The organism is Anaerobacillus sp. ABA4_114 (assembly GCF_056159065.1).
Genome location: NZ_JBSWUM010000001.1, coordinates 445,907 through 470,994, shown reverse-complemented (window position 1 = coordinate 470,994; position 25,088 = coordinate 445,907). Strand labels below are relative to the sequence as shown.

Below are 25,088 nucleotides of genomic sequence, written 5' to 3'. Positions count from 1 at the left end.
ATCTAATCGACTAATTTTTCTATTTTTTCTGATAACTACTGGAAATTAGAAGCTATTTACGTTAAAATGGCAACTAACGTCAGACGAATTGTATACAATTACAGAACACAATAGTGCTAGCTTGCATAGTGATTTACTAGAATTATCCATTCAATCGAGTCCCCAAACCGAATTACAAGCGTTTTAATTATGCTCTAAAGAGGGTATATGACAGTGTTTGGAAACGCTTACGGTTCATGCCGATACGATTTGCCATGACTAGACAGGTTGAAAAATACTAGAGTGAGGTGACTGCTCGTGCAGGAAACGAAATCTCGTTATAGCTACGGCGGAGATGAATTTATCTTTGTCGAACTCAGTGAACACATGTCTCTTGAAGTAAATTTTCAAGCGATGGCAATTACGAAAAAGCTTAAGAAACAAGACATACCTGGAATACTTGATATTTGCCCATCTAACGCTTCTTATATGGTCCGATTTAATCCTGACCTCCTTCATCCGGACGATTTAATCGACGAACTAAAAAAGCTTGAAGACACCGCTGATGATATGAATAGTATTGAAATCAACTCTCGTCTTGTTGACATCCCCATCCTCTTTGAAGATCCATGGACGCATGAAGCTGTCATGCAATTCCGTGATCGCCACCAAGATCCAAATTCCACAGATATTGAATACGCTGCTCGAATCAATGGGTTTGATTCGAAAGATGACTTTATAAAAGCCATTACTGGTTCTCCCTTTCTCGTTTCAATGATTGGCTTTGTTCCCGGACTCCCCTTTTGCTTTCAGATCGTACCAAGAGAAGAACAAATCGAAGTACCGAAATACGTTCGACCGAGAACCTTCACTCCTGAACGCTGCTTTGGATTCGGCGGTGGATTTTCCGTCATCTATCCGGTTCAAGGGGCAGGTGGCTATCAGATGTTCGGTGTATCAGCAACGCCTGTATTCGACAGAGAACAAAAGCTCGCGGATTTTAAAGACTCGATGGTCTTCCCTCGTCAAGGCGATATCTTTAGGTACAGGGACGTTACGCGTGAAGAATACGATTCGATCCGTGAAGAAGTGGAAAACGGCACCTTTCAATACCGCAAGAAAGAGTTTCAGTTTACACCAGAAGATGTACTGAAAGACCCTCATGCATTTTCCAAAAAAGTCATTGGGAGGTTGTACAATGATTAACGTGTTGAAACCTGGATTGCAGACAACTGTTCAGGACGAAGGTAGAATCGGTTTTTATGAAACGGGTATGCCTCCTTCAGGAGCTGTCGATCAATTCTCGTACGCTGTAGCAAACTTATTAGTTGGAAATCAAAAAGGTGCTGCTGCACTGGAAATTACTTATATGGGCCCACATCTTGAATTTCATACTTCTGCAAAAATCGCCTTAACTGGCGCCAACCTACCTCCAAAAGTAAATGGCGAACCCGTTCCAATGTGGGAGACGCTTGAGCTTAATGCAGGTGATGAACTAACGTTCGATTTTGTTAAGGAAGGCGCGAGAGCCTACATGGCTGTCGCCGGTGGAATCGATGTTCAGGAAGTGATGGGCTCAAAGTCTACCTATACGCTATGCGGGATAGGTGGCTATGAAGGGCGAGCGCTTCAAAAAGAGGATGTGTTATTGATTGGAAAAGACGTGGCCTACAGTGTTCAGCCTGGAACCACGATTTCTGAAAAGTACCTCCCCATCTTCTCAAAACATCATGAAATTCGAGTGATCCCAGGACTTTGTGATTATCGCCTTACTGAAGAAAGCAAAAGGAAGTTTTTCGATTTAGAATGGACGGTCACGCCAGAAGCAAATCGAGTTGGGTATCGATTGAAAGGAGAACGTCTTAATTTCGTTCCACGTGAACAGCCTTTTGGAGCCGGCAGCAATCCTTCGAACGTGGTTGATCTCGGTTATCCGATCGGTTCGATTCAGATCCCTGACGGAGTTGAACCCATCGCGCTTCTTAACGATGCCGTGACAGGTGGTGGCTATGCAACGGTCGCTACCATTATCAGTACCGACCTCAATCGAATCGCTCAGGCCAAAACAAACGAAACGATCAAGTTTGTCTCCGTTTCATTAGAAGAGTCATTGCAGGCAAGAAAAGATACGAAGCAGCAGCTTGAAGAAATCGAACAATCGATCACAAAACAAAACGTGCAAAGGAGTTATTAAGTATGAAAACAATTTCTTCTCCCCTTCCAGGTATTTTTTATCGTAGACCATCGCCAGAAAAAGAAGAATTCGTTAAAGAAGGCTCAAGCATAAAATCAGGAGATGTGATCGGCCTCATCGAAGTGATGAAGAGCTACCAAGAAGTTCAAGCCGAAGAAGATGGCGTCATCAAGAACTTCAGCGTAGAAGATGGAGAAATCGTTGAAGCTGGGCAAGTAATCGGTGAACTTGAATAAACTTCATAGTTTGGAAAGGATGAAACGCGAATGAAAGTTGATCTTAATTGCGATATGGGAGAAAGCTATGGCATCTACGAACTCGGAAACGATGAAGAAATGATGCCGTACATCACTTCCGCTAACATCGCATGTGGGTATCATGCAGGTGATCCGAGTACGATGCGAAGATCGATCGAGCTCGCAAAAGCACATAACGTTGCGATCGGTGCACATCCCGCTCTTCCAGATCTGCTCGGATTTGGGCGGAGGAAAATGACCTGTACGTCTTCTGAAATTAAAGATTACATCACATATCAAATGGGTGCGCTTCGAGAGTTTGCGCGTCGGTTCGATCAACCACTTTCACACTGCAAACCTCATGGTGCCCTTTATATGATGGCGATGGAGGATGAAAAGATTGGAAGAGCTGTCCTCGAAGCGATTGCAGAAGTCGATGAAAAAATCATTACGTTCGCGCTTAACAACTCTAGCGTCGTGGACCTCGCCGATAAGGTAGGGGTACGCGTCGCAAAAGAAACGTTTTCCGATCGCGAACATACCGAAACGGGATCCATCATCATGACGAGAAAAGGTTCCGAAATTGGCAATTACGACGAGTTGGCAAATCGCGTCGTGCGTATGGTAAGGGACGGGAAAGTAAAGACTCACGACGGAAAAGAAGCAGATGTCACAGCTGAAACGGTTTGTATTCACGGTGATACACCAGGAGCTGTTCAATTAGCAAAAAGCATCCGACATGCGTTACAAGCAAACGACATTCAGCTGACGAACGTTCAAAATATCCTCCGTTCATAAGGAACTAAGGGCCTCTACTATAGAGGTCCTTTATTGATTTTGCTCAAAACGCACATACTCATGATAAACTATCATCAACCACACTCTCCCGGAGGTCACAGCCATGCAAATCCACGCAACTGATAAAATAGAAAAAGCAATCGAGCTATTTTCGAACGAAGACGTTCATGCGTTGGAAGTAGTCGATGAAAACGGCGCATCGCTTGGGCATATAGAAGTTGAGGAGCTGGTGCGCGCCCTGCAAGAAGACGATGTTAGTACGTCGATCGGACAGATTTTACGAACGATTGCAGATCGCCACCTCCCTATGCACGAACACACCATCAGTCAGAATGAGTACAGTGCGCTCCTTGAAGATCCAGTGTTCACAGACATCATCAACTCCCTATACGATGGGGTTTTCATCACAAATGGTGACGGCATTCCTGTGAAAGTAAACAAATCGTACGAACGAATCACAGGTCTAGAGGAAGAACAAGTTCTCGGCTACCATATGGAAGACCTCGTGAAAGCAGGATACATTTCAAAATCAGCTTCCCTTCAGGTTCTCAAAAATAAGAAGCCGATAACGCTCATGCAAACGCTCTCGAACGGTAGAAAGATCATCGTCTCTGGCACGCCGATCTTCACGCCCGATGAGGAGATCTTATACATCGTCAATAGCGTGAGAGATATCACGGAGCTACTAAAATTAAAACTTCAAATTGATGAACTTCAAGATTTGAAAAACCTTAGACAAAACACGAAACAAACGCTGAAGCAGCCTGATCAGTCTTCTCTCTTCTTCGGTGAAACGATGAACGAACTGTTTTCCCTCATCAATCGTGCAGCGAAAACGGATACGAAAATCCTTCTACAAGGAGAGACTGGCGTCGGAAAAACGATGATCGCGAAATACATACATGAGCATTCGAAGCGCTCGACCGGAAGCTTTTTAGAATTAAACTGTGGCGCATTTCCCTCGAACCTTATTGAAGCTGAATTGTTCGGTTACGAGGGTGGAGCGTTTACTGGTGCGCTAACGAAAGGCAAAAAGGGGCTGTTAGAAGTCGCTGACAACGGCACATTGTTTTTAGACGAAATCGGCGATCTTCCTCTCGAAGTTCAAATAAAACTATTGAAAGTTATCGAGGATCAAGCATTCATTCCGATCGGTTCTTCTAAATTAAAACAGGTGAACGTACGCATCATTGCGGCTTCTCATAAGAACTTAAAGAAGTTAGTCGCTATAGGGCAGTTTCGCGAGGACCTCTACTATCGCTTGAGCGTCGTACCACTAGAGATCCCTCCCCTACGTGCTCGACGTGAAGAAATCATTCCGCTCGCTCAGCATTTCATCGACCTGTTTAATACTGAACACGACACAGAGCGATCATTTAGCATCGAAGCACTCGATGCGCTGCACGAATACGAGTGGCCAGGAAACATCCGTGAACTCAAAAACGTCATCGAGCGGTTAGTCATCTTGAGCCCTCAACCTAAGATTCAGCTGGCAGACTTACCTGGTGAGCTACTACACTTTAAGACCGATCCCTTAAAAACCGAACAAGATGACATCATTCCACTAAAAGAAGCACTCGAACGAGTGGAACGTGATTTGATTACAAGAGCGATGAAAAAATACAAAACGACGAGGAAAGCAGCGGAAGTACTCGAGGTGAGTCAATCGACCATCGTTCAAAAAATGAAGAAATGGGAGCGTTGATTAGTTTTTAAATCAATGCTCCTTTTTTGATTAGCATTTCACTCATATCACATATAGTTTTTAACAATATTGCGAACAGAAACACTGTAAAACGCTTTCTTATAAGGATGAAGGAAAGTTGGCATGGGAATTGCAACAGTTATAGGCAAATGCTCGAAAGGAGAATGTCGTTTGTCTATTTCAACGTTCAAAATCGCTAACAAACTAATTACAGGAAAAGGGGCAACAGAAAAACTTACGGAAGAAATTAAGCGCTTACACATATATAACCCGCTTATCGTTACAGATGAGATCCTACAAAAGATAGGAATGGTGGATCAAATCACTCCTCTCCTAGAAGACGTACGGTATGGAGTTTTTACAGGCGTAAAACCTGATCCTGAACTCACGATCGTAGAAGAATGCACGAAACGATTTACAGAAGGAAACCACGATGCCTTGATCGCGATCGGCGGTGGCAGCGCGATCGATATCGCAAAAAGTGTTTCTGCTTATTCCGGTTACAATGGACCATTGTCCCAGTTATTTGGGACTGATCTCGTTCCTGAGAAAGGGGCTCCGATTATCGCACTACCTACTACAGCTGGGACAGGCTCAGAAGTAACGAACATCTCCATCCTTTCTGACTCGGAGGCACAGCTGAAGAAAGGGATCGTAAGTGATCATCTACTCCCTGATGTCGCGATCGTAGCGCCCGAGATGACGGTAAGCATGCCAAAGTCCGTTACTGCCGCAAGCGGCATCGATGCCCTCGTTCATGCGATTGAAGCCTATTTATCGGTGCACGCATCGCCGATCACAGATGCTCTCGCGATACAGGCGATGAAGATGATTTCGACCAACTTGCCAAAGGCTTACGCAAAAGCAGACAACGTGGAAGCACGGGAACAGATGGCAACGGCGAGCTTGATGGCCGGAATGGCATTTGGAAATGCAGGTGTCGGAGCGGTTCATGCGCTCGCTTATCCGCTAGGCGGCCGCTATCACATTGCTCACGGTGTGAGTAACGCTCTCCTTTTACCGTACGTGATGGAATGGAACAAGCTTGCGTGCGTCGAGCGATTCAGAGACATCGCGACCGCTTTAGGTGAAAAAGTTGAACACCTATCTGATTCGGATGCTGCAACGAAGGCAGTCGATGCGATGAAACGCCTCTGCTCTTCCGTCAATATCCCGACAGGACTACGTTCATTCGATATTCCAGAAGATGCGATTATGGCGATGGCAGAAGACGCAAGCAAAGTGGAGCGTTTACTCAAAAATAACCCTCGCCAGCTTAGCAAAGATGACATTGAAGAAATTTATCGCTCTGCTTATTGATGCAATACCAAATAAGGGGGATTTATCATGTGGAAAAATCGTAAAGACGGTGAAGAATCACCATACATCCCGATGGGGCCTTTTAAATTAAGGCTTCCTTTCATTCACTACAAATTCGAGTGGCCCGATTATGTACAAGGGCTTCTCATGTGTGCGGTCGATTTAGCTGCGATTCCTTTGATGATCGAGCTATTAGGAATGCCGTTTGAAGTTGCATTAGCAGTTGTTCTATTGAACGGACTACTGTATTTAACGCACCATCTCCTTGGAGACCCTGTTGTGCCAGGCTGGATCACTCCAGCCATCCCGCTGATCATGGCGTACGTTTCAACGTTCCCTGAAGGAGCTGAACGTGTTCACGCACTCGTCGCCTTTCAGCTGACGCTAGGTTTGTTCTCGATCCTTCTCGGGTCTACAGGTCTTGCTAGAAAAGTTGTTACCTTCGTTCCGCCCGCGATTAAATCAGGCATCATACTAGGTGCTGGATTTGCAGCCGTCATCTCAGTATTCGAAGTCGGCGGTCGGTTTGAATCGTTCCCTTGGACGATTTCAATTGCTGTAGGGATCGCATTTTATATCATTTTTTCAAAACACTTTAACCGCCTTAAAACTCAAAGTTCCCTATGGGGCTTAATCGGGAAGCTCGGTATTTTTCCAATCATCATTTTAGCCGTTATTATCGGTCCACTTTTCGGAGAAGCACCATGGCCAACCATCGAATGGGGGCTGATCAACCCTGATTTCGGAACACTTTGGAGTGAATACACGATCTTCGGGTTAGGATTCCCGCCACTTATGCTGTTTGTGACTGCAATCCCAACCGTACTTGCAGCGTATATCGTTCTCTTCGGTGATGTCCTGCAAAGTAAAGCGCTGGTTGAGGAAGCAGAAGATTATCGCCGAGATGAAAAAATCGATTACAACCCGAACCGAGCTCACTTGATCTTCGGCGGTCGTAACTCGATCATGAGTATTCTTGGACCGGATGTAACGATGGCAGGTCCACTATGGGCGGCGATGCAGGTTGTCGTCATCGAACGATTTAAAGAAGGAAAGAAAGCGATGAACTCGATCTTTGGAGGATCCGGTTCTTTCCGCTGGGGGACGAACACAGGTCTACTCCTCCTTCCGATCGTAAGTCTCGTACAGCCTATTCTCGGCATTGCATTGGCATTAACACTTTTAATACAAGGTTATGTAAGTGTAAAAGTTGGAATCCTCGAATCACGCAGTAACCGTGATCTAGGAATTGCCGGAATTATCGGAGCTGTTCTCGCTACGAAAGGCGCAACATGGGCGTTCGCAGTCGGTATCCTCCTTACGTTCTTGATCTATGGAAAGAACTTCTTTAAAGGAGAGAACGATGAAATCTTCACGAAAGACCTTGAAAACGATAGCGAAAAGAAAATCTCGTAAGCAGGAGGATTATCATGAAACATTACTATATGAGAATCAATGACGAAGAAATAGGTGCAGATTTACCAACGATCGACATTACCGATCCTGCTACTTCAGAAATTATTGGAACGATACCGAACGGAGGGAAAACGGAAGCTTCGATGGCCGTAGACGCCGCATCTGAAGCCTTTCGCCCCTGGTCTCAGCTGTCCGCTTTTGAAAGAAGCGCTTATCTCACAAAATGGCATCAGCTTATCAACGATCATAAAGAAGACCTCGCACGCTCGATGACGTTAGAACAAGGAAAGCCTCTGAAAGAAGCACGTGGTGAAATCGATTATGCGAATGGCTTTATCTCCTGGTATGCAGAAGAAGGAAAACGAGTATATGGAGAACAGCTTCCCGCAATGCAACAAAACAAACGACTTTTTGTAAACAAGCAGCCGGTTGGAGTCGTGGCAGTCATTACGCCGTGGAACTTTCCAGCCGCAATGATCACACGAAAAATCGCACCAGCTCTCGCAACAGGTTGTACAGTCGTCATCAAGCCAGCGGAACAAACGCCGATCACCGCACTGAAACTAGCCGCACTAGCTGAAGAAGCAGGTATTCCAAAAGGTGTGATCAACGTTGTGACAGGAGACGCCAAATCCATCGGAGAAGCCTGGTTATCTGATGAACGAGTAAGAAAATTAACGTTCACCGGTTCAACGGAAGTCGGTAAGCTACTCATGAAAGGTTCTGCTGAAACGGTGAAGAAGGTTTCGCTTGAATTAGGAGGCCACGCTCCAGCGATCGTCATGGAAGACTGTGACCTCGACAAAGCAGTTGAAGGCGTCATCGCTTCAAAATTTCGAAACGCAGGCCAAACGTGCGTCTGCACGAACAGAGTGTATGTCCAAGAATCCATCGCAGGGCTTTTTACTGAACTTCTTAAAGAGAAAGTGAAAGAGCTCAAAACCGGGAATGGATTCGAAGAAGACGTTGCCATCGGCCCATTGATCGATGAGCATGCAGTTGAAAAAGTCCAGAGCCATATCGATGACGCTCTTTCAAAAGGAGCCTCACTTGTGACAGGCGGCGGAATGAAAGAAGGGTTGTTCTATGAACCAACGGTAATAAGAGACGCAACCGACGACATGCTTTGCATGCGAGATGAAACGTTCGGCCCTCTCGCACCCATCGCTACGTTTAAAACAGAAGAAGAAGCGATCGAACGTGCAAACAACTCGATCTATGGACTTGCCGCTTACTTATTTACAGAGAACTTATCGAGAGGCATTCGGATCAGTGAGCAGCTAGAATACGGAATCGTCGGGTTAAATGACGGTGCACCTTCCACCCCACAAGCTCCGTTTGGAGGGTTTAAGCAAAGCGGACTTGGACGCGAAGGTGGGCATCATGGAATCGAGGAGTATTTGGAGGTTAAGTATATTTCGGTTGGGTTGTAACGAGAGCCTTCTAATTAACGATAGAACATAACAAAACAAGCCCTTAATCAAACGTTTGATTAAGGGCTTGTTTTTGTTTCTCTTATAAACTTTGTTTAGTTCTCTCTTTCAAACCTATTATTTTGCTATAATAATCTAGTAATTACAAATTATTACATATTTAAAACTCAATAGAACGTTGGAGGTAGGAGAAATGTCTTTTATTAAAAATGTATTCAATATCTTAACAGATCATAGGGAATTGAATGAACCTATCATCTATAAAGATATTGAAGAGATCTCTCATCAACAAAAACAATTATTAGATTTAAAAGAAAGCAATAAGCCAAACCTGGACATCAAGAAAATTGACGATCACCTAAAACTCTTTTCAATCGGACACGCCGGAGAAAAAAACGTGATGTTCGAACTTCAAAATTCCATGCTGCCCCTCCTTGTCCTCCATGACATTCACTTAGAGTTTGAAAACTATAAAGCTCAATTTGATTTTATCATCGTTACCCACAAGTTCATTTTAATCCTTGAAGTTAAAAAGTTGTTTGGAAATATCCGTATTACTGACAAGGGCGAGTTTCAGCGTATTATTACTAAAAGCAATCGAGTTGTTAACAAAGAAGGCATGTACAGCCCTATTAACCAAGTCGAACGACATATGAATATCCTAGAAAAGTTTCTTATCTCAAAAGGCGTCATCACGAAGTGCCCAATTCGAAGTGCGGTTACATTTGCTAATCCTAAAACGATTATAGATGTGTCTCCGAACGCTCCATCAACCATACAATCTAGAGTGATTAGACATGATCAGATCAAGCCTTTTATTAAAGATGAATTAAGTAAGAAATCACCCGTTAAGATGCTAGATCAGTCTCTTCATGACATTGCTCAAGTCATCCTTCAAAATAACGTAGAGCAAAAATTCACCTTCGAACAGTACATTGTCCAAAAGCAAAAAGAAACTACGAAAAAGCCGAGCCAAAGTAAACCTCTACCTAAAAAAGTTTCTGTACTTACGAATGAAAACCTTAAAGCAGCCCTGATCAATTTTTGATCGCAGCGCTCAAAAGAACTCTCTATTAAACCGTACTTCATTTTCACAAACAAAGCACTAGATGATCTCCTACAAAAGAAACCAATGACAGCTCAGCAACTGCTTAAAGTTGAAGGGTTTGGTCCTAAGAAAGTTGAAGATTACGGAGAGGGTATACTAGCTATCATAAAACTGAGTAATTCAGCACAAAAAGCGAACAATGCCGGTTCTCTATCACAAAATGAGGACCCTAATGTGATAAACAATAAGATTTTGAAAAACTCCCTAACTGCATTCCGTACTATGAAATCTCAAGAATTAAATGTAAAGCCCTATTACATCTTCACAAACAAGTGTTTAGATGAGCTTCTTATTAAGCAGCCTAAAACGGTAAAAGAGCTTCTCAAAGTCGAGGGGTTTGGACCGAAGAAAACGGAAGAGTTTGGTGAGGAAATGATTAAACTTTTTACTCATAATAAATAAAAAAGCATCCCTCTACTTTACTCAGAGGGATGCTTTTATTTGGCTAAGATACAATTTTTTAAAAAATACCACTATCTGTACTTCGGCGGAATACTCTGCGGAAATTGAAAGACGTTTCGTGGATCATATTTAGCTTTCACTCTTTGGAGTCGATCAAAGTTCGTTCCATAGTAAGCTGGTCCAAAATTTCGAATGAACTGATCTGGTACGTTGACATAGGAACCCTCTACGAATGGTTTTAGTCTTAAACGGGTTTCTTCTACCAAAGCGAGGTTTCTTGCTTGGTCAGATCGATCCTTTCACGACGCGTTCCATTCCATATAGAACTTCGCGTTCCTCCAGTAAAATGCCGTTTCATTAGGAGACGGTTGATTCAGTGCTCCTCCAGCATTAAGGAAGAAAAAGTTTGTGTCTTCACTTTGCGATTCTTCTAAGAACTGACGCATCACTTTAATGGCTTTATCAGGAAGAAGATCTTGTGCCCAGTTTGAGGAGAATTTTTTGTTAGCATCTGCTCGTCCAGGTATTTTTTGAGTTGGGATCAAATAGTCTACTGCGTCTGGGTAGGTAAACATTTTTACAAACACCTTCGTTGGCGTACCTGCATTCTTTAACGGTTTTAAAAGTTTTTCAAGCTCATCCTTATGTCCAAGAAATAGACCTGTGGAACGAAGTGTGCCATTCTTTTTCGAGAAGAGTTCTAAGATCGTACCAAGCCGTGTATCCACATCCGGAGCCCAATTTTGCCATGCTTTAAAGACGGTTTCTAGTTGGTCCCAAGGCCAATCAATTTCAAACACCGTGGCTTTTTCAGGAGCTTTGTGCAGCTTTTACACGTATTCGGTGTTCACGCCGAAGTTACCTCCGCCCCCGCCTCGTGAAGCCCAAAGCAGATCTTCATTTCTATGATGATCCGCTTCAAGCAAATTACCATCTGCATCGACCATCTTCAATCCGATGAGGTTGTCGCTGATTAAACCGATCGAACGTTGAAGGAGTCCAATTCCTCCTCCCATCGTGATTCCACCGACTCCAACAGTCGGACTGTCTCCAAACGGAAGCATGTACCCCTCTCTTGCTAATGCTTTAACCGTAGGGCCTACGTTACTTCCTGTTTCAACAATCGCAATTCCTTTTTTTCGATTGAATCGAATCCTCTTCATTTCACTAACGTCGATTACAATCCCGTCTTTCACTTCATTAAGACCCTTATCTAATGCGTGACGACCGCTACGGAAACGAATCGGAACGTTATTCTCACATGCCCATGAAAGTGCATTTTGGATATCTCTCGTTTCTTGTGCAAACACGAATACTAACGGAAACGTATCAACGAACGGATTCCAATTCTTCCGAGCTTTATCATAACCAGGGTCGCCCCTAAAAATTACTCTACCAGTTAATCGATGTCGAGATTTCATTCTTTCAACTCCTAAATCATAAAATAGGTTTATATAGCTTATTTCTTAAGAGTTGTGACTGGAACGGCAAAAGTGATAGGAAAATCGCACATTCGTCGGAGTAGAAGTAGAAAAACTGATAGTTTAGAGGTTCATTCTAGTAATCTTATCTACTGAAATTAGTAGAATCATTAGAAGTTTTTTTGGCAAAAAGGGAGCAATAAACCCTCCCTCTTTCCTGCTTAACGAAGAAAATTATTTATTTTATTACGAGCAAGTTCTTCTCAACATACGCCCAGTTCTGCGGAAACGAAAACCGCAACCGCCAATAGGTCGCTCCCAGCAAAGAATACACTTCCATCTGCTTATATTTCGCAATCATGCTTTTAATGTCCTCATACCAAACGATGTGGTCTTTGTTCAACAATTGATACCGGTAGTGAGGAGCCTGAGATTTTTCGTCATACTGAATAGGAATCCATGAATCGATCGCTCGGTTTTGGAGCGTTTGAACGGGTAACATAGCGGCACCTACCCCTGCTTGAATCGGTACCGTCCAATCATACCCGTATAAACTCATCGCCATCATGATCTTCCGACGTTCGATCAGCCCAGTCGCATACATCAATACCTGTTCAATCCACCATACAGGTGTGATTGGATCAGGCGGTCCGATGGCATATCCATAGTCAATTGTCATAATTGAAACGATATCAACGATTTTTCCTGCTTCTTTGTAATCAAGAAACCCAACTAATCGATTTGTCGGCATGTCGCTGCTCTTCGCATGTGCGTTTAACTGGAGAATTAAATTGCCAAGACCCACTTTCAATTCTCGTAAAAAGGCTGTGAAATCATTCCTTCTTTCAGGAGGAACAAATTCAAAGTCGATACTGACTCCCGCATACCCTTTCGCCTTCACGATGCGAACAAGATTTTGGACCAATACTTTTCTTTTATTCGGACTCTGAAGAACATCATTCGCTAAATCAGGACTGAACATGTTCGTTTCATAATTACTAATGACAAGCAACGGCTTTATGTTCAGCTCTTTCGCTCGTTGTAAAACCTGAGCATCATCGACTCCAATTACCGTTCCATCTCTTGTGAAAGAGTAAGTGAATATCGCTAAATAGGTAATTGATCCTGCAATAGTATTGAGTGTATCTAGATAAGGCGTACCTGCTAACGCATCAAAAAAGACTAATGATTGCATCCGATATTTCTCTCTAGAAGGAATTCGTATACGGACCCCGACCTGTAGAGCATTTGGATTTGTGTTTGGATTCGCATCAACGATCGCTTGGGTAGAAGTATTAAACTGCTGAGACAACTTCCAGTACGTATCGCCTGGCTTGATCTGATAATATTGTTCAGGAAGGTTTTGGTCAGGAATGTATAAGTTTAGCCCTGGAACGAGGCGATCTGAAATGAGGCCATTCACTGCTCGAATCGTTGGTATCGGCACACGATAAGTCATGGAAATACGCCATAAGTTATCCCCAGCTGTAACCGTATGGATTGCCATTTGATCAGTCCTTTGCTTAAAAGCCTTTACTCATAGTCTATTTTGAGCTCACGTATTTCATGAAAGGGACTTGGAAACACAGTGAACTGAAAATACTCTGTTCTTCGATACAAATGAAAAACCAGCACCCCCTTTTACATGGAAGTGCTGGTCTTCTATGTGTATTATGTATCTAAGCTGCCCGCCTGAAATAGTTACGATCGTGTTTCACTGCGAATGACTCATCATTCGAGAAGAGATAAATCAATCCTTCGATAAAGCCGATAATACCTGGAATATAGGTCCAAGAGAATAACAAATAAATAATCCCCCAGCCCCATCTGCCTAAATAAAATTTATGAGCACCAAATGAGCCGAGCAATATCCCTAATATTCCAGCCGCCACCTTACTCTTTGTGTAAACAGGAATCCCTACTCCATTTGAACCACTCGAACTAGCTGCTGAGCTTGCTGCTCCACCGCCACCTCCAGCGTTCATAAAGACCATTGGGTTTGAGTTATTCTTGCTGTCTTCGAGTTTCTCAATCTTGCTTTGATTTTCTGTCATGATTTCCCCGATGCACGTTTTGCAATAGTTTTTCCTCTTTACTTCCGTATTGCACTCCTGACAAATAAACTTCCCGCACCCCACGCATGTCCCTACGGATGCCTTGTCTTCATGAACATAACAGTTAATCCCCATAGTAATGCCCCCTTTAATTACCAGTACTAACAATTTCTATTATATACTAAATACAGGTAATTTTTTGGAAAATCACATGGATAGTTAAGACGTTTTCAATCAAACGTTTGTTTACATTCTATAAGACAGCGCTATTCCAACTGCAATGGGCGCTTCCCCCGCAGAATAATTCTTTTATCTAGAAAAACTAGCAGGAATATGGCATGGTTTAAGATAAGATTTAAGTTAAAAGCATCACGAGAAGGTAGTGAAAAACATGTTATATATCTCCCATATCGAAAAACTAATCAAAGATACGCTAGAAAAGCACGAGCTAACGATTAACTATGAATTCAATAACGATCTAAATGCGCCGATGAGCTATAACGTTTCAACCAACACGATAAAGTTTAACTATCTACAAATTAATGCGTATCAAGCAAAAATGAATGTTCATATTAAAGAAAAGCCAGAAGACATCGCCCTGATTCTTCTCTACCATGAGATCGGGTACTATTTAGACTTTAAGAAGCACCGACATGATTTAAGAATCCTAATGTATGAGGAAGAAGAAGTGCAACAAAAGCTCCTTGCTGAAATTGAAGAAAACGCCTGGGAGTTTGGACGAAAGTTAGTTCCAGAGCGTTTGAAGAAGTCCTATGATAAGGTGCGTGAGCTAGATCAGCAGTTTCAAAATAGTTAAACCAATATAAAAAAGCGGTGGTTAATCAAACGTTTGTTTAACCACTGCTTTTTTTTATAAATAATTACCATAAACTTAGTGAACATGGTGCTGTCCTAGTGTCTCTTCTCTGTGCTATACTCTTTAAATCTGGTTTTTTAACTTATTGTTGATAATTCGAAGATTTAAGCAGATAAGGAGAGACACAACATGATATTATCACAAGCCCTCATTCAACAACCCATGGCAATTTTTGCTTATTTAATCGCAATTGTCGGAATTGTATTTATGCTTTCGACAGTTCAATATGGACCGATTAAAAAGTTCTTCGGCTATTTACCGCCGTTGATCTGGATGTATTTCTTGCCGATGCTCTCAACGACGTTCGGCATCATCCCTCAAAGTTCTGACCTGTACAGCTTCTTGAGCACTTATATGCTTCCAGCTGGACTCTTACTGTTAATGATCAGTACGAACGTGCCTGCCACGTTTAAACTTGGCGGTAAAGCAATCCTTGTTTTCTTAGCTGGAACACTTGGTGTCGTTGTAGGTGGACCAATCGCCTTCTTCCTTTTCCAAGATATCCTTCCAGATGAAGCATGGCGCGGTGTCGGTGCCCTTGCAGGAAGCTGGATCGGTGGATCTGGAAACATGGGTGCGATGATCGAAGCGTTCAGCACACCTGATGATATTCTTAGTCCAATCATCTTAACAGACACGCTAGTTGGAATCGGGTGGATGGGTGTTATGATCTCACTTGCTAATTTTCAAGAACGTTTTAACAAATGGAACAAGGCTGACAACTCCACGATCAAACGTGTAAATGCAGAGATTGCAACAGATGTAGAAAGAAATTCAAAACCTCTACAGCTGCCACAGCTGTTAGGAATTATTGCGATTGGTTTTGCTGGATCTTACTTGATCCGTCTGTTTGCTGACCTGTCTTTCATTCCAAAATCAGACGTCATGAGTACGTCAACATGGACATTCCTTATCATTACAGCAGTTGGTATTCTTCTATCCTTTACAAAGGTTCGCAAACTTGAGTACTACGGTGCTAGTAAGTTCGGATATATGGGAATCTACTTATTCCTAACTGCCATCGGTGCTCAAGCAAACTTGATGGACATCGTACAAGCTCCTCAGTTTATCCTGATGGGAATGGTATGGCTCGCAATTCACGTACTGTTTATCTTTATCGCTGCACGCTTACTGCGTGCACCATTGTTCTTCGTAGCCGTTGGTTCACAAGGAAATATCGGTGGAACAAGCTCCGCTCCAATCGTTGCTTCCGTCTTCCAACCGGCGCTTGCACCTGTTGGGCTATTGATGGGGATACTCGGTAACGTCGTCGGAACGTATGCCGCTCTTATCTGCGGTCAGTTGGCGCGAATGATTGCAGGGGGTTAATAAGTATAAAACCAGGTATGCTAACTATATAGTTTAGCTATCTGGTTTTATATTTGGCTAGTATTCGTTTAAGTTCTAGAACCATTCAATCACCCGCTAAAAGTATCACGCTAAATCCAATCGCTTTAGCATCATAAACCATTCGTCTGAATTTGCATCAGGTATTAGCTCTCCATACTTCTCTCCCATAGTATAGTTAAAAATGAACTGGTTAAAACCATTGGCGACTTTCAATAACTTTTGCTCATCTTTATAGAGATACACTGCTTCAGTTTCTTTATTTATAACTAGCGGTTCATATAAGACCTGCCCTACTTCAATCCACTTCGCATGACCTCCTGAAATATCTGAGACACGATATTGATGTGAAGACAAATCTTCATATGACCAGATATCTATTCCTCCAAGTCTTGCTCCGTTCGATAATTCAAGGAAGTAAAAATATTCTTTAGGAATGATATTATTTTCTTGTTGTTTTTCTACACCTCCAGTAAGTTCACCATATATTATACTGTTTGGATCTTCTAACAATTCATTTTTAACCTTTTCAACTCTTTCTTTCAATAGACCCTCCATTTAGCTCACCCCAATCTATCTTAACCTTCACCTTAGTTCCGGTAGGTAATTCCCTTATTTGTTGCCTTATTTGTTGAGTTCCAATATTCCAATTAGTAAAAGAGTCTAAGAATCTCAAATTCTCAACTACATCTGGACCACCTAACTGGAGTTCCCATATATGATCTGGCTGCATACGTTTTGTAATCCTTTTAATTAACAACCTTCCAAATTCGGGGTTCCTATCACTATATTGATTCCAAATCCTTTTAATCATATCCTGCCTATAAGCTCTAGTAATAGTAGGATTTCTTGGCACTGGATTCTGAGTTTTATATAAATTACCTTTTATACCTAAATCTTGAAGTTGCCTAGCTTTTCTTACGAATTCTCGCTTTGGCATATTCTCATTATATTTAAGTGTTATTTCAACTGTCTTTTCATTTGATCTAATTAAAGAGTCAATATCAGCTTTTGAACTAAAAAATTGCAGGTCTGTCTTCAGTTTATATGTAAACTGATCTTGTAAGTCGTTACTATTTATCGTACCAAATTTCTTTTCTAAGTTGGTTTTACCGATTGGGGAAGTTTCTAGAGAGCTTGAACTACCTGTTACAACTCCATCACTTTGCTTCCCTATATTAGTAAGAACAGGTCCAAGTACAACCGCTCCACCCAAAGCAAGTGAAAACCCAGCTACCATCAACGTCTTTTTTATGCCTGGGCTTTTTCCTTGAAACAAGTTACCAAGAGCATACTCCGAAGTGCCACCAACTGTTGCACTACTAGCTGTTTTTAATGCTTTGGACTTTGTAAAAGTGCCGATTCCTTGAAATGTTTTCGAAGCTAACCCTACGCCAATCGCACCTGCAGCTCCCCAGACAACCATATCATTAATCATTGCCTTTGAATCAAGAGGCTCACCGTTTACCATGGTATTGTAAACATGAGTCCCTCCGGCAAACAGAGAGGAAATCGCAGCGCCAGTTAACGCACCCTTACTAGAAATCACGCTCAACACGGGACGAGCTACTCGTACTGCAGCTCTTGTCCCACCTATAATAGCAGCACCTACTCTAGTTTGCCCTAATGCACCTATGGCCCTGCCCATTCTTGAAGTACTAATACCTTTCGAAGCAGATGTCATAAGCAAACTACCTCTTGTCCCGAGCATTCCTACTCCACGTAATGCGCCAATACCAATACCAATACCAATACCAATACCGCCAAACGCACCTAATGTCATCATACCTAGCCCACCGGCCAAGGAAACCTGATCAGTATTCATCGCGTAAAGACCATAACTAGCAGCGCCGCTGATACCAGCAATGACCGCAGCACCTGCTGATATAACACCGAGGGCAACACCCCCAGTTAATATCGTCGCACCTGCTCCAAGAATCATGAGCGATTTTTCTAGAAGCGAGCGTTCATTCCACCACTCACCCACTCCTTGCAGTTTGTCACCAATCCATTCAATGCTTTCATTCGTTTTATCTTTTATTAAGTCAAAACCGTCAGTAGCAACTTCTTTAGTTCCATTCCAAGTGTTCAAGATCGTATTTTTTGTACGACCGATTGTACTTTCAAGCCAATTCGGGAGCCAGCTACCATTATCTTCATTCGGTCTACTAGATTCCTGTTTTGAGTTTGGTGCATTCGAATCAACTAACTCAGAATCTCCATAGTCTATCCCGCCACTGCTCGCAATTGCGCCTACTGGAAGCATGAACATGCATATAAGGAAAAAGGTTAGAAAAACCTTTATTAACTTTTGATTCTCCACGTTATCCTACCGCCCTCTAATGAATTCTAAGTTAAGAATACCCTCTATAAAGACTTCTCTCTATAAATCGAAGAGAAGTCAATCAAAATAGCCCTTTCCTCACATGAGAAAAGAGCTAACAATAGGACGCAGGGACAGGTAAAGTGTCCCTCCAATGAACGATGCTTAGCGGGACAAGGAACCTGTCCCTACGTCCCCCAGCCCGTCCAATCATCTACCAATCTACTGAATAAACTAGTAACACCTTATGAATATAGGAGGTGTTATCTATACAATGAACTATTTACCTGATCGTTTTATAATCGGGTTTTTACCTGGCGTCATACCAAGTACCGCACTGCGTATCATTTCGCAAGTTGGTGGTCTTACTGTTATCGATACAATTCCAGTTCTTAATGTTTATGTTGTAAAAGTTGCTCCGTCTTTGTTAAATATTAAAATGACGATCATTTCTAACTTTTCGGGTGTTGATTATGTTGAGTATGAAGGCATTCTAAATGCTACACTTACACCTAATGATCCGCTCTTCTCTCAACAGTGGGGGCTTCTCAAAATAAATTCAGTACGAGCCTGGAATGTTACACGTGGTTCAACTCTAGTAAATATTGCAATATTGGATACCGGTGTTCAAACGAACCACCCTGACTTAGTGGACAAGATTATTTTAAGCCAAAACTTCTCAGCGTCTTCAACTGCAGAAGATTTGAATGGTCACGGTACACATGTAGCAGGAATTGCAGCAGCTACAACTAGAAATGACCTTGGTGTTGCTGGACTCGCCATCAATCCAAAGATTATGAACATCAAAGTATTAGACGACAGTGGAAGCGGTTCTTTTAGCGACGTGGCACAAGGAGTCATCTATGCAGCACAAAACGGTGCAAAGGTTATCAACTTAAGTCTTGGAGGACCTATGGCGAGCGCCACACTCCAAAATGCTCTTCAATACGCAAAAGATAATGGCGTGCTTAACGTCGCAGCGGCAGGCAACTTAAATTCAAATAACCTATTCTTCCCAGCTGCTTATGCCCAGTGCCTAAGTGTTGCAGCTTTAGATCAAAATGATAACAAGGCATCATTCTCAAACTACGGTGCTTCATGGGTCGATGTTGCTGCTCCAGGAGTCAATATCCTCTCCACACTTCCTACGTATGCAAACAGCCAAGGAGCAACTGATTACGGCTCATTATCTGGAACATCCATGGCAGCGCCATTTGTGGCAGGTCTAGCAGCACTCATGCTCTCTCTCAATTCTGATATAAATGCCGTTCAGAATGCAATTGAGACTACGACAGTACAACTAAACGGGACAGGTTCTCTTTATCAGAGAGGTAGAATAAATACGTATGCTGCTCTGTTAAATATATAGATTTAATAATAACGGAATCCTTTATATAAGGTTCCGTTTTTTAGTTTCGATGACCACATCTAGTAACCACTAAAGAAGTACGAGACTTTATAAAAAAAGAGAAAAGCACAAAGGGCTTTTCTCTCAAAAAGTACTATTATTCGTTCACTGGAACTTTCGCCATAAACTCATCGAGCATCTCACGTACTTCATCCGTCGCTTCTGTACTCATTAATTTATGCCTCAACTCACTCGCTCCACGGAAGTCGCGAACGTAAATTTTAAAGAAGCGGCGAAGTGGTTTGAAGAGACGTGGCTCCAACTCTTCGGAATACTTATCGTGAAGATCGAGCTGTAGACGTAGGAGGTCTAGCAGCTCTTCACTTGTATGCTCTTTTTTTTCTTTTTCGAAAGCAAATGGGTTGTGGAAGATTCCACGACCAATCATCACGCCATCTACACCATATTTCTCAACAAGCTCAAGTCCCTTTTGACGGTCAGGGATATCACCGTTGATCGTCAGAAGCGTATGAGGTGCAACTTCGTCACGAAGCTTCTTGATCTCTGGAATCAGCTCCCAGTGCGCGTCGACGTTACTCATTTCCTTTTTCGTACGAAGGTGGATGGATAGGTTGACGATATCTTGCTCTAGAAGGTGCTTGAGCCAATCGTGCCATTCGTCCACTTCCGTATAACCAAGGCGCGTTTTCACACTTACAGGAAGTCCTCCTGCTTTTGCTGCCTGGATGATATCTGCTGCAACATCTGGGCGACGGATCAATCCGCATCCTTTTCCTTTCGCTGCAACATTATGCACAGGGCAACCCATATTGATATCCACGCCGCGAAAGCCCATTTCAGCCATTCCGATACTCATTTCTCGGAAGTATTCAGGCTTATCTCCCCAAATATGAGCGACGAGCGGCTGCTCATCTTCCGTGTACGTTAAACGTCCGCGTACGCTCTCTCTTCCATTTGGATGACAAAAGCTTTCTGTATTCGTAAACTCTGTAAAAAACACATCAGGTCTTGCTGCTTCACTCACGACATGACGGAAAACAACATCTGTGACGGCTTCCATCGGTGCCAAAATAAAAAACGGCTTCGGCAACTCATGCCAAAAATTTTGTGTCATATCTATCTGAACCCTTTCCTTAAGGAGAACGTCATCTCCAAATTAAAAAGTGACAAGTTAGTCTATCCATTACCATTTATGATGGATTTCAACCATTATATACTTTAAGACGATTTGACAAAAAGTGCAAGTGGTAATCGGGACAGAGGGATAGGTACATTGTCCCAGCAGGGAGGAGGGACAGGTGGATGAGGGGACATGGGGACAGGTTCCTCGTCCCAAATAGGTAATACTTTCTTCGTTATTCTACAGTATTTATCTTTCCTAAATCCGGGAGATTTTTTCCCTCTCAATAGTCTGCTTGTAAAACCTACTGGATTGCAAAAAAGATCGTTCAACCATTTACGGTTAAGGGAAGAGATAACATAGACTTGGGGCACTGCTGCAGTAATGGAGGTAGTTAAGGACGCGACGAGGATAACAAAGGAAGAATAATATTGCTAGACGGGTACTACTTCAATCGATCAATTACACTTTTCGAGATGCCTGTAACTCTAGAAATCTGACGAATGGAAACCCTATCGATTCTTTTCACTTTTGCTAACAAAGCATTCCGCTCTTCTCTATTCATTTGCTGGAGAACACTATTGCTAGTAACTCCATTAGAGCGTAGGAACTCTCTTACTTGGTCGTCTGAAAGCTTCACAATCTTATCAAAATCAAGGCATTGGTCTTCATGGATCTCCTGCATATAAAGGATAAATCGTTTCCGAGCTATTTTTTGATCGGCAGAAAATAGCTCTAAACCTTTTTCAATATCAATTATGTTAGCTCTGTTCACATATTCATGGATACTTGTCCACTGCCAGTCCCACACGCTTTTTACAAGATGTGCCTTGAGGGGATTCTGGTGAATATACCTCAGCACTGTTTTAAAGTATGCATCGTTTTCAACGTTCTCACTATTAAATCTTTCCTGAAATAGATGACCACACCTCTCGTATTTCATATTGTACCAATACACATAACTCGAGCTCAGTCTCTTCATAAAAGTTGAAATGCTCTCATCTGTCTCCTTCACCAACAGGTGGACATGATTACCCATCAAGCAGTACGCATATAGTTCGATGCCACTTTTCTGTTTATACCTAGCAAGGGCAACTAAAAATCGTTCCTTGTCCCGTTCGTCTTCAAAGATTGTTTGCCGATTCACACCTCTGAAAACGATATGATATACACCAGTGCTGCTTTTCATTCTCGCTCTTCTAACCAGATTAAGTTCACCTCTTTATCAATAAGGTTAATATCGATTTATTACGATTCTAGGGAAGAAATAGGGTAAAAAAGAAAAAAGTGAAGGAATTTAAACAAAGTAGTAACGGATGGCAGAGGGGTAATTCTTAGAAAGGGGGGAGGCAGTGGGCTGTGAACATTTCAACTGATGCACTCTACACTATTAGACAGAAACGGAGAAAATCCTGCAAGAGGGGGGACGCAGGGACAGGTACATTGTCCCTCCGTTCACAGAATAATTTCATAGTAAACGAATCTACAGTGGGACGAGGAACCTGTCCCCATGTCCCCCTACATCACCAGTGCCTCATCATACCCCTTCGTATACTCCATCGATTCATAAAGGCCCGCAACGATGTAATCATCTTTATCGTTACAGATCCTCCAGCCATGCCCTTTAATGTGATGAAAAGGGACGACTTCTTCGTTCTTAAGAGACACTTGCGAAATCGTGCTGAAGCCATGCTCGTTTTGAGTCGAAGTTGAATAGATGACCCCTCTGCTTTCATGGAGATCTAAGAAACTATGATTCTCGTACCCATAGCAAGTTTCCCACCTGAGGTTTTGAATGAAGGAAGATAGCGTACAAAACGCCACTTTGCCTGCCCCGTGACGACACGAGCCTGTCGCAACAATGAGGTGATGGTTCTGTGTGATAATAGATGAGATCATTTGATTCGTTTCTTTTTTCACCTGAGTCATGCTTTTATCAAACAGGTCGAAACACCAAACGCCGCCGTGTTCTTCATGGATCTTCGTACCGATAAACAGCTTATTCTTATACAAGCATAGGGAACGAATCGATGGCGCGTTATGTAACTGAAATGGATAATACAATTTCCATGACTTCCCATTATTTTTAGAAACGTAAATCACCTTTTCGCCATGGGTGATGACAAGTCCCATTCCGTTTGCGACAACGCTCCAGATCGAAGCCTTGGTTGGAAATTGCTTGACTGACCAGCTTGCTCCTTCATCATTACTTGTAATAAACAATCCACCGTCACCGACACCATAAATATAACCTTTACAGCAGATCAAATCACGAATCATTCTTCCTTTAAACGTTAATGAACGCTCCCAGGTGTTATCCTTTTTCACATAGAGGCATCCCTTCGTTGCTAGAAAACTATTCCCTTGTTGAGATTTCGTCACTGCTGTTGCGCTCATCAATTTTTCCACGTCGTTACGCTCCCGCTCCTAGCTGATTCGCAAAATTCACCGCAAACTCTTCACAGCTGTCTATCTCTTCTTGAGTGTCCGGTGTAAACTCGATTTTTAGTCCATCTTGAACAATGTCTGCCTTAATTTCTCTTAATCTCGCTTCGAGCAGGTCTACTGCAGCACAAAACTCAGGATAAGCATGGTCACCTGAACCAAACACAGCTGCCTTCTTACCAGAAAGGTCTATTGAAAGAAGCTCTTCATAGAAGTCCTCTGCTTCATATGGCAAATCTCCATCTCCCCATGTATAGGAACCAAGCAGAACAGCATCGTACTCGGCCAGCTGATCAACTTCGACCTCATCGATCTCAATCATTTCGATTTCATGGTCAAACGATTCAAGGTGCTCATTCAATAAATCAGCAATATCCTCTGTATTTCCAGACATACTTGCAAAAGCAATTACAATCTTAGCCACATCAATTCTCCTAACAATAATGATAATCATTCTCAAATAAACTATACCAGTAATGAGAATTGTTTTCAATTGCTTTCTTGAAATGGGACGGAGGGACATGGGACGGAGGGACAGGTAAATTGTCCCTCCGTCCACAAATTCACTCCATAGTAGACAGTGGGACGAGGAACCTGTCCCTATGTCCCTAGCGGGTTAGTGTAAAAGAACCACGGGAAATATTCCCGTGGTTCTTTTGCATAGTCATTTTATCGCTAGTTCTAGTTCTATCGAAGACTACTAATAAATCTTTAAAAGTCACCACTACTAACACCGACTCTTCAATGATAGATACACCTCTTGCACCCATTGACTAAACTTCTCCTGTGCATCCATATAATGATTCGCTTTGAAAAGATAGAGTTCCAAATCATCATCCACTTCATATCCCATCTCGAGGAACTTTTTCACAACCTCTTCACTTTCTTCTACTACTGAAAAATAGACATCCCATTGATGATCATCATTCAGATAAGCCTGAGCAAACAGCTCTAGACCTGATTCCTCTTCAAAATAATAAATTTCATTTTGCTGCTGATCATACACATACTGAATAAATGCTTCATACTGTTCCAAAAATACAAATTTACTAAGCCAGAGAGTTAATCTCCCCACAATAGAATAATAGACATTCTTAGGGATTAAGCTAGCTTCTACAGAAAGTTCTGTTCCATTATCGCGTTCTACTAATTGATAGCGAGTGAAGCTTGTGCCTTCATTCGTTACGGTTTTCATCGCAATTTTATAAGGAGGTTCGTGAACAAGCACTTCTGCATCAAACGTATAAATTTTCTTACCTAACTTTTGCTTAGAAATAAAAGTCGAGCCTGCAGTGACCTCATCTTCAGAACCCTCATAAATATGCTCAACAATCATCGTATTCCATTTCAGCACATGCTTGTCCTTATGTAGACATTCATAAACAAGATCAATCGGTGCTGAAATGAAGTGATTATATTGAAATGCTTTTAACTCTTTCATTCATTCTTCTCCCTGCTTAATCTCACCCACTTTTAAGGTGAGTAAAATAAGACCTATATTTAGCCAATTTGTGCCCTACCTTATATTCAATAATAATTCA

Annotated in this window: 22 protein-coding genes and 2 pseudogenes; 14 read left to right on the top strand and 10 right to left on the bottom strand. The window is 42.3% G+C overall.

Features of this window, described 5'->3' with window-relative positions; all coding sequences use genetic code 11:
- Positions 1–297: 297 nt before the first annotated feature.
- The 11 genes and pseudogenes from ACXAEY_RS02345 (at position 298) to ACXAEY_RS02295 (ending at position 10,591) form a co-directional block, all read left to right on the top strand.
- A complete protein-coding gene (locus ACXAEY_RS02345; protein WP_474810209.1) occupies positions 298–1,185 on the top strand; it encodes a 5-oxoprolinase subunit B family protein in 888 nt (295 codons plus the stop codon).
- A complete protein-coding gene (locus tag ACXAEY_RS02340; RefSeq protein ID WP_474810207.1) occupies positions 1,178–2,173 on the top strand; it encodes a 5-oxoprolinase subunit C family protein in 996 nt (331 codons plus the stop codon). Before ACXAEY_RS02345 ends, ACXAEY_RS02340 begins: the two co-directional genes overlap by 8 nt.
- 2 nt (positions 2,174–2,175) lie before the next feature.
- Entirely contained in the window at positions 2,176–2,409 is a 234-nt protein-coding gene (locus tag ACXAEY_RS02335) for an acetyl-CoA carboxylase (protein WP_474810205.1), read from the top strand.
- A gap of 30 nt (positions 2,410–2,439) precedes the next feature.
- Positions 2,440–3,207, top strand: a complete 768-nt coding sequence (locus ACXAEY_RS02330) for a LamB/YcsF family protein (protein WP_474810203.1) — start codon at positions 2,440–2,442, stop codon at positions 3,205–3,207.
- A 103-nt stretch (positions 3,208–3,310) separates the two neighbouring features.
- Positions 3,311–4,912 (top strand): sigma 54-interacting transcriptional regulator, encoded by a 1,602-nt coding sequence (locus ACXAEY_RS02325; RefSeq protein WP_474810201.1) that lies wholly within the window; start codon positions 3,311–3,313, stop codon positions 4,910–4,912.
- Between the two features lie 171 nt (positions 4,913–5,083).
- Positions 5,084–6,232, top strand: coding sequence for an iron-containing alcohol dehydrogenase (locus ACXAEY_RS02320; protein ID WP_474810199.1), 1,149 nt, complete (start codon positions 5,084–5,086; stop codon positions 6,230–6,232).
- A 24-nt stretch (positions 6,233–6,256) separates the two neighbouring features.
- Entirely contained in the window at positions 6,257–7,648 is a 1,392-nt protein-coding gene (locus ACXAEY_RS02315; protein ID WP_474814709.1) for a hypothetical protein, read from the top strand.
- 14 nt (positions 7,649–7,662) lie between these two features.
- Positions 7,663–9,081 (top strand): NAD-dependent succinate-semialdehyde dehydrogenase, encoded by a 1,419-nt coding sequence (locus tag ACXAEY_RS02310; RefSeq protein ID WP_474810197.1) that lies wholly within the window; start codon positions 7,663–7,665, stop codon positions 9,079–9,081.
- A gap of 193 nt (positions 9,082–9,274) precedes the next feature.
- The gene (locus ACXAEY_RS02305; RefSeq protein WP_474810195.1) at positions 9,275–10,129 is read left to right on the top strand and encodes a nuclease-related domain-containing protein; all 855 of its coding nucleotides are present in this window, start codon (positions 9,275–9,277) and stop codon (positions 10,127–10,129) included.
- Between the two features lie 18 nt (positions 10,130–10,147).
- Positions 10,148–10,285: pseudogene (locus tag ACXAEY_RS02300) on the top strand (HRDC domain-containing protein); the annotation flags it as partial.
- Between the two features lie 78 nt (positions 10,286–10,363).
- Complete coding sequence (locus ACXAEY_RS02295) at positions 10,364–10,591, top strand: HRDC domain-containing protein (protein WP_474814708.1); 228 nt, start codon at positions 10,364–10,366, stop codon at positions 10,589–10,591.
- 71 nt (positions 10,592–10,662) lie between these two features.
- On the opposite strand, the pseudogene ACXAEY_RS02290 reads toward ACXAEY_RS02295, so the two are convergent.
- The 3 genes and pseudogenes from ACXAEY_RS02290 to ACXAEY_RS02280 all read right to left on the bottom strand — a co-directional run bounded on the left by ACXAEY_RS02290 (position 10,663) and on the right by ACXAEY_RS02280 (position 14,201).
- Positions 10,663–12,012 (bottom strand): annotated as a pseudogene (locus ACXAEY_RS02290) (FAD-binding oxidoreductase).
- A 238-nt stretch (positions 12,013–12,250) separates the two neighbouring features.
- The gene (locus ACXAEY_RS02285; protein ID WP_474810193.1) at positions 12,251–13,519 is read right to left on the bottom strand and encodes a LysM peptidoglycan-binding domain-containing protein; all 1,269 of its coding nucleotides are present in this window, start codon (positions 13,517–13,519) and stop codon (positions 12,251–12,253) included.
- A 172-nt stretch (positions 13,520–13,691) separates the two neighbouring features.
- Complete coding sequence (locus ACXAEY_RS02280; protein WP_474810191.1) at positions 13,692–14,201, bottom strand: TM2 domain-containing protein; 510 nt, start codon at positions 14,199–14,201, stop codon at positions 13,692–13,694.
- Between the two features lie 256 nt (positions 14,202–14,457).
- Between ACXAEY_RS02280 and ACXAEY_RS02275 the strand changes: the two genes are divergently transcribed.
- The gene (locus ACXAEY_RS02275) at positions 14,458–14,883 is read left to right on the top strand and encodes a hypothetical protein (RefSeq protein ID WP_474810190.1); all 426 of its coding nucleotides are present in this window, start codon (positions 14,458–14,460) and stop codon (positions 14,881–14,883) included.
- Between the two features lie 189 nt (positions 14,884–15,072).
- Positions 15,073–16,272, top strand: a complete 1,200-nt coding sequence (locus ACXAEY_RS02270) for a DUF819 family protein (protein WP_474810186.1) — start codon at positions 15,073–15,075, stop codon at positions 16,270–16,272.
- A gap of 105 nt (positions 16,273–16,377) precedes the next feature.
- On the opposite strand, the gene ACXAEY_RS02265 is transcribed toward ACXAEY_RS02270, so the two are convergent.
- Both ACXAEY_RS02265 and ACXAEY_RS02260 read right to left on the bottom strand, forming a co-directional pair.
- The gene (locus ACXAEY_RS02265; protein WP_474810184.1) at positions 16,378–16,836 is read right to left on the bottom strand and encodes a hypothetical protein; all 459 of its coding nucleotides are present in this window, start codon (positions 16,834–16,836) and stop codon (positions 16,378–16,380) included.
- Complete coding sequence (locus ACXAEY_RS02260) at positions 16,820–18,613, bottom strand: hypothetical protein (protein ID WP_474810182.1); 1,794 nt, start codon at positions 18,611–18,613, stop codon at positions 16,820–16,822. The genes ACXAEY_RS02265 and ACXAEY_RS02260 overlap by 17 nt, the downstream gene beginning before the upstream one ends.
- 274 nt (positions 18,614–18,887) lie before the next feature.
- Here ACXAEY_RS02260 and ACXAEY_RS02255 point away from each other — a divergent pair, with 274 nt between their 5' ends.
- Positions 18,888–19,982: a S8 family peptidase gene (locus ACXAEY_RS02255; RefSeq protein ID WP_474810180.1), complete on the top strand. Its 1,095-nt coding sequence runs from the start codon at positions 18,888–18,890 to the stop codon at positions 19,980–19,982.
- 136 nt (positions 19,983–20,118) lie between these two features.
- Here the strand turns inward: ACXAEY_RS02255 and ACXAEY_RS02250 are convergent, their stop codons facing one another.
- From ACXAEY_RS02250 to ACXAEY_RS02230, 5 genes are all read right to left on the bottom strand, one after another.
- On the bottom strand, positions 20,119–21,096 hold the full coding sequence (locus tag ACXAEY_RS02250; protein WP_474810178.1) for a tRNA dihydrouridine synthase: 978 nt from the start codon (positions 21,094–21,096) through the stop codon (positions 20,119–20,121).
- Positions 21,097–21,547: 451 nt separating this feature from the next.
- The gene (locus ACXAEY_RS02245; protein ID WP_474810177.1) at positions 21,548–22,291 is read right to left on the bottom strand and encodes a transposase; all 744 of its coding nucleotides are present in this window, start codon (positions 22,289–22,291) and stop codon (positions 21,548–21,550) included.
- 329 nt (positions 22,292–22,620) lie between these two features.
- Positions 22,621–23,511: a WD40/YVTN/BNR-like repeat-containing protein gene (locus tag ACXAEY_RS02240; RefSeq protein WP_474810175.1), complete on the bottom strand. Its 891-nt coding sequence runs from the start codon at positions 23,509–23,511 to the stop codon at positions 22,621–22,623.
- A gap of 4 nt (positions 23,512–23,515) precedes the next feature.
- Positions 23,516–23,971 (bottom strand): flavodoxin, encoded by a 456-nt coding sequence (locus ACXAEY_RS02235; protein WP_474810173.1) that lies wholly within the window; start codon positions 23,969–23,971, stop codon positions 23,516–23,518.
- 303 nt (positions 23,972–24,274) lie between these two features.
- Positions 24,275–24,988 carry an SRPBCC domain-containing protein gene (locus ACXAEY_RS02230; RefSeq protein ID WP_474810172.1) on the bottom strand — a complete coding sequence of 238 codons (714 nt, stop codon included), beginning with the start codon at positions 24,986–24,988 and terminating at the stop codon, positions 24,275–24,277.
- Positions 24,989–25,088: the final 100 nt, after the last annotated feature.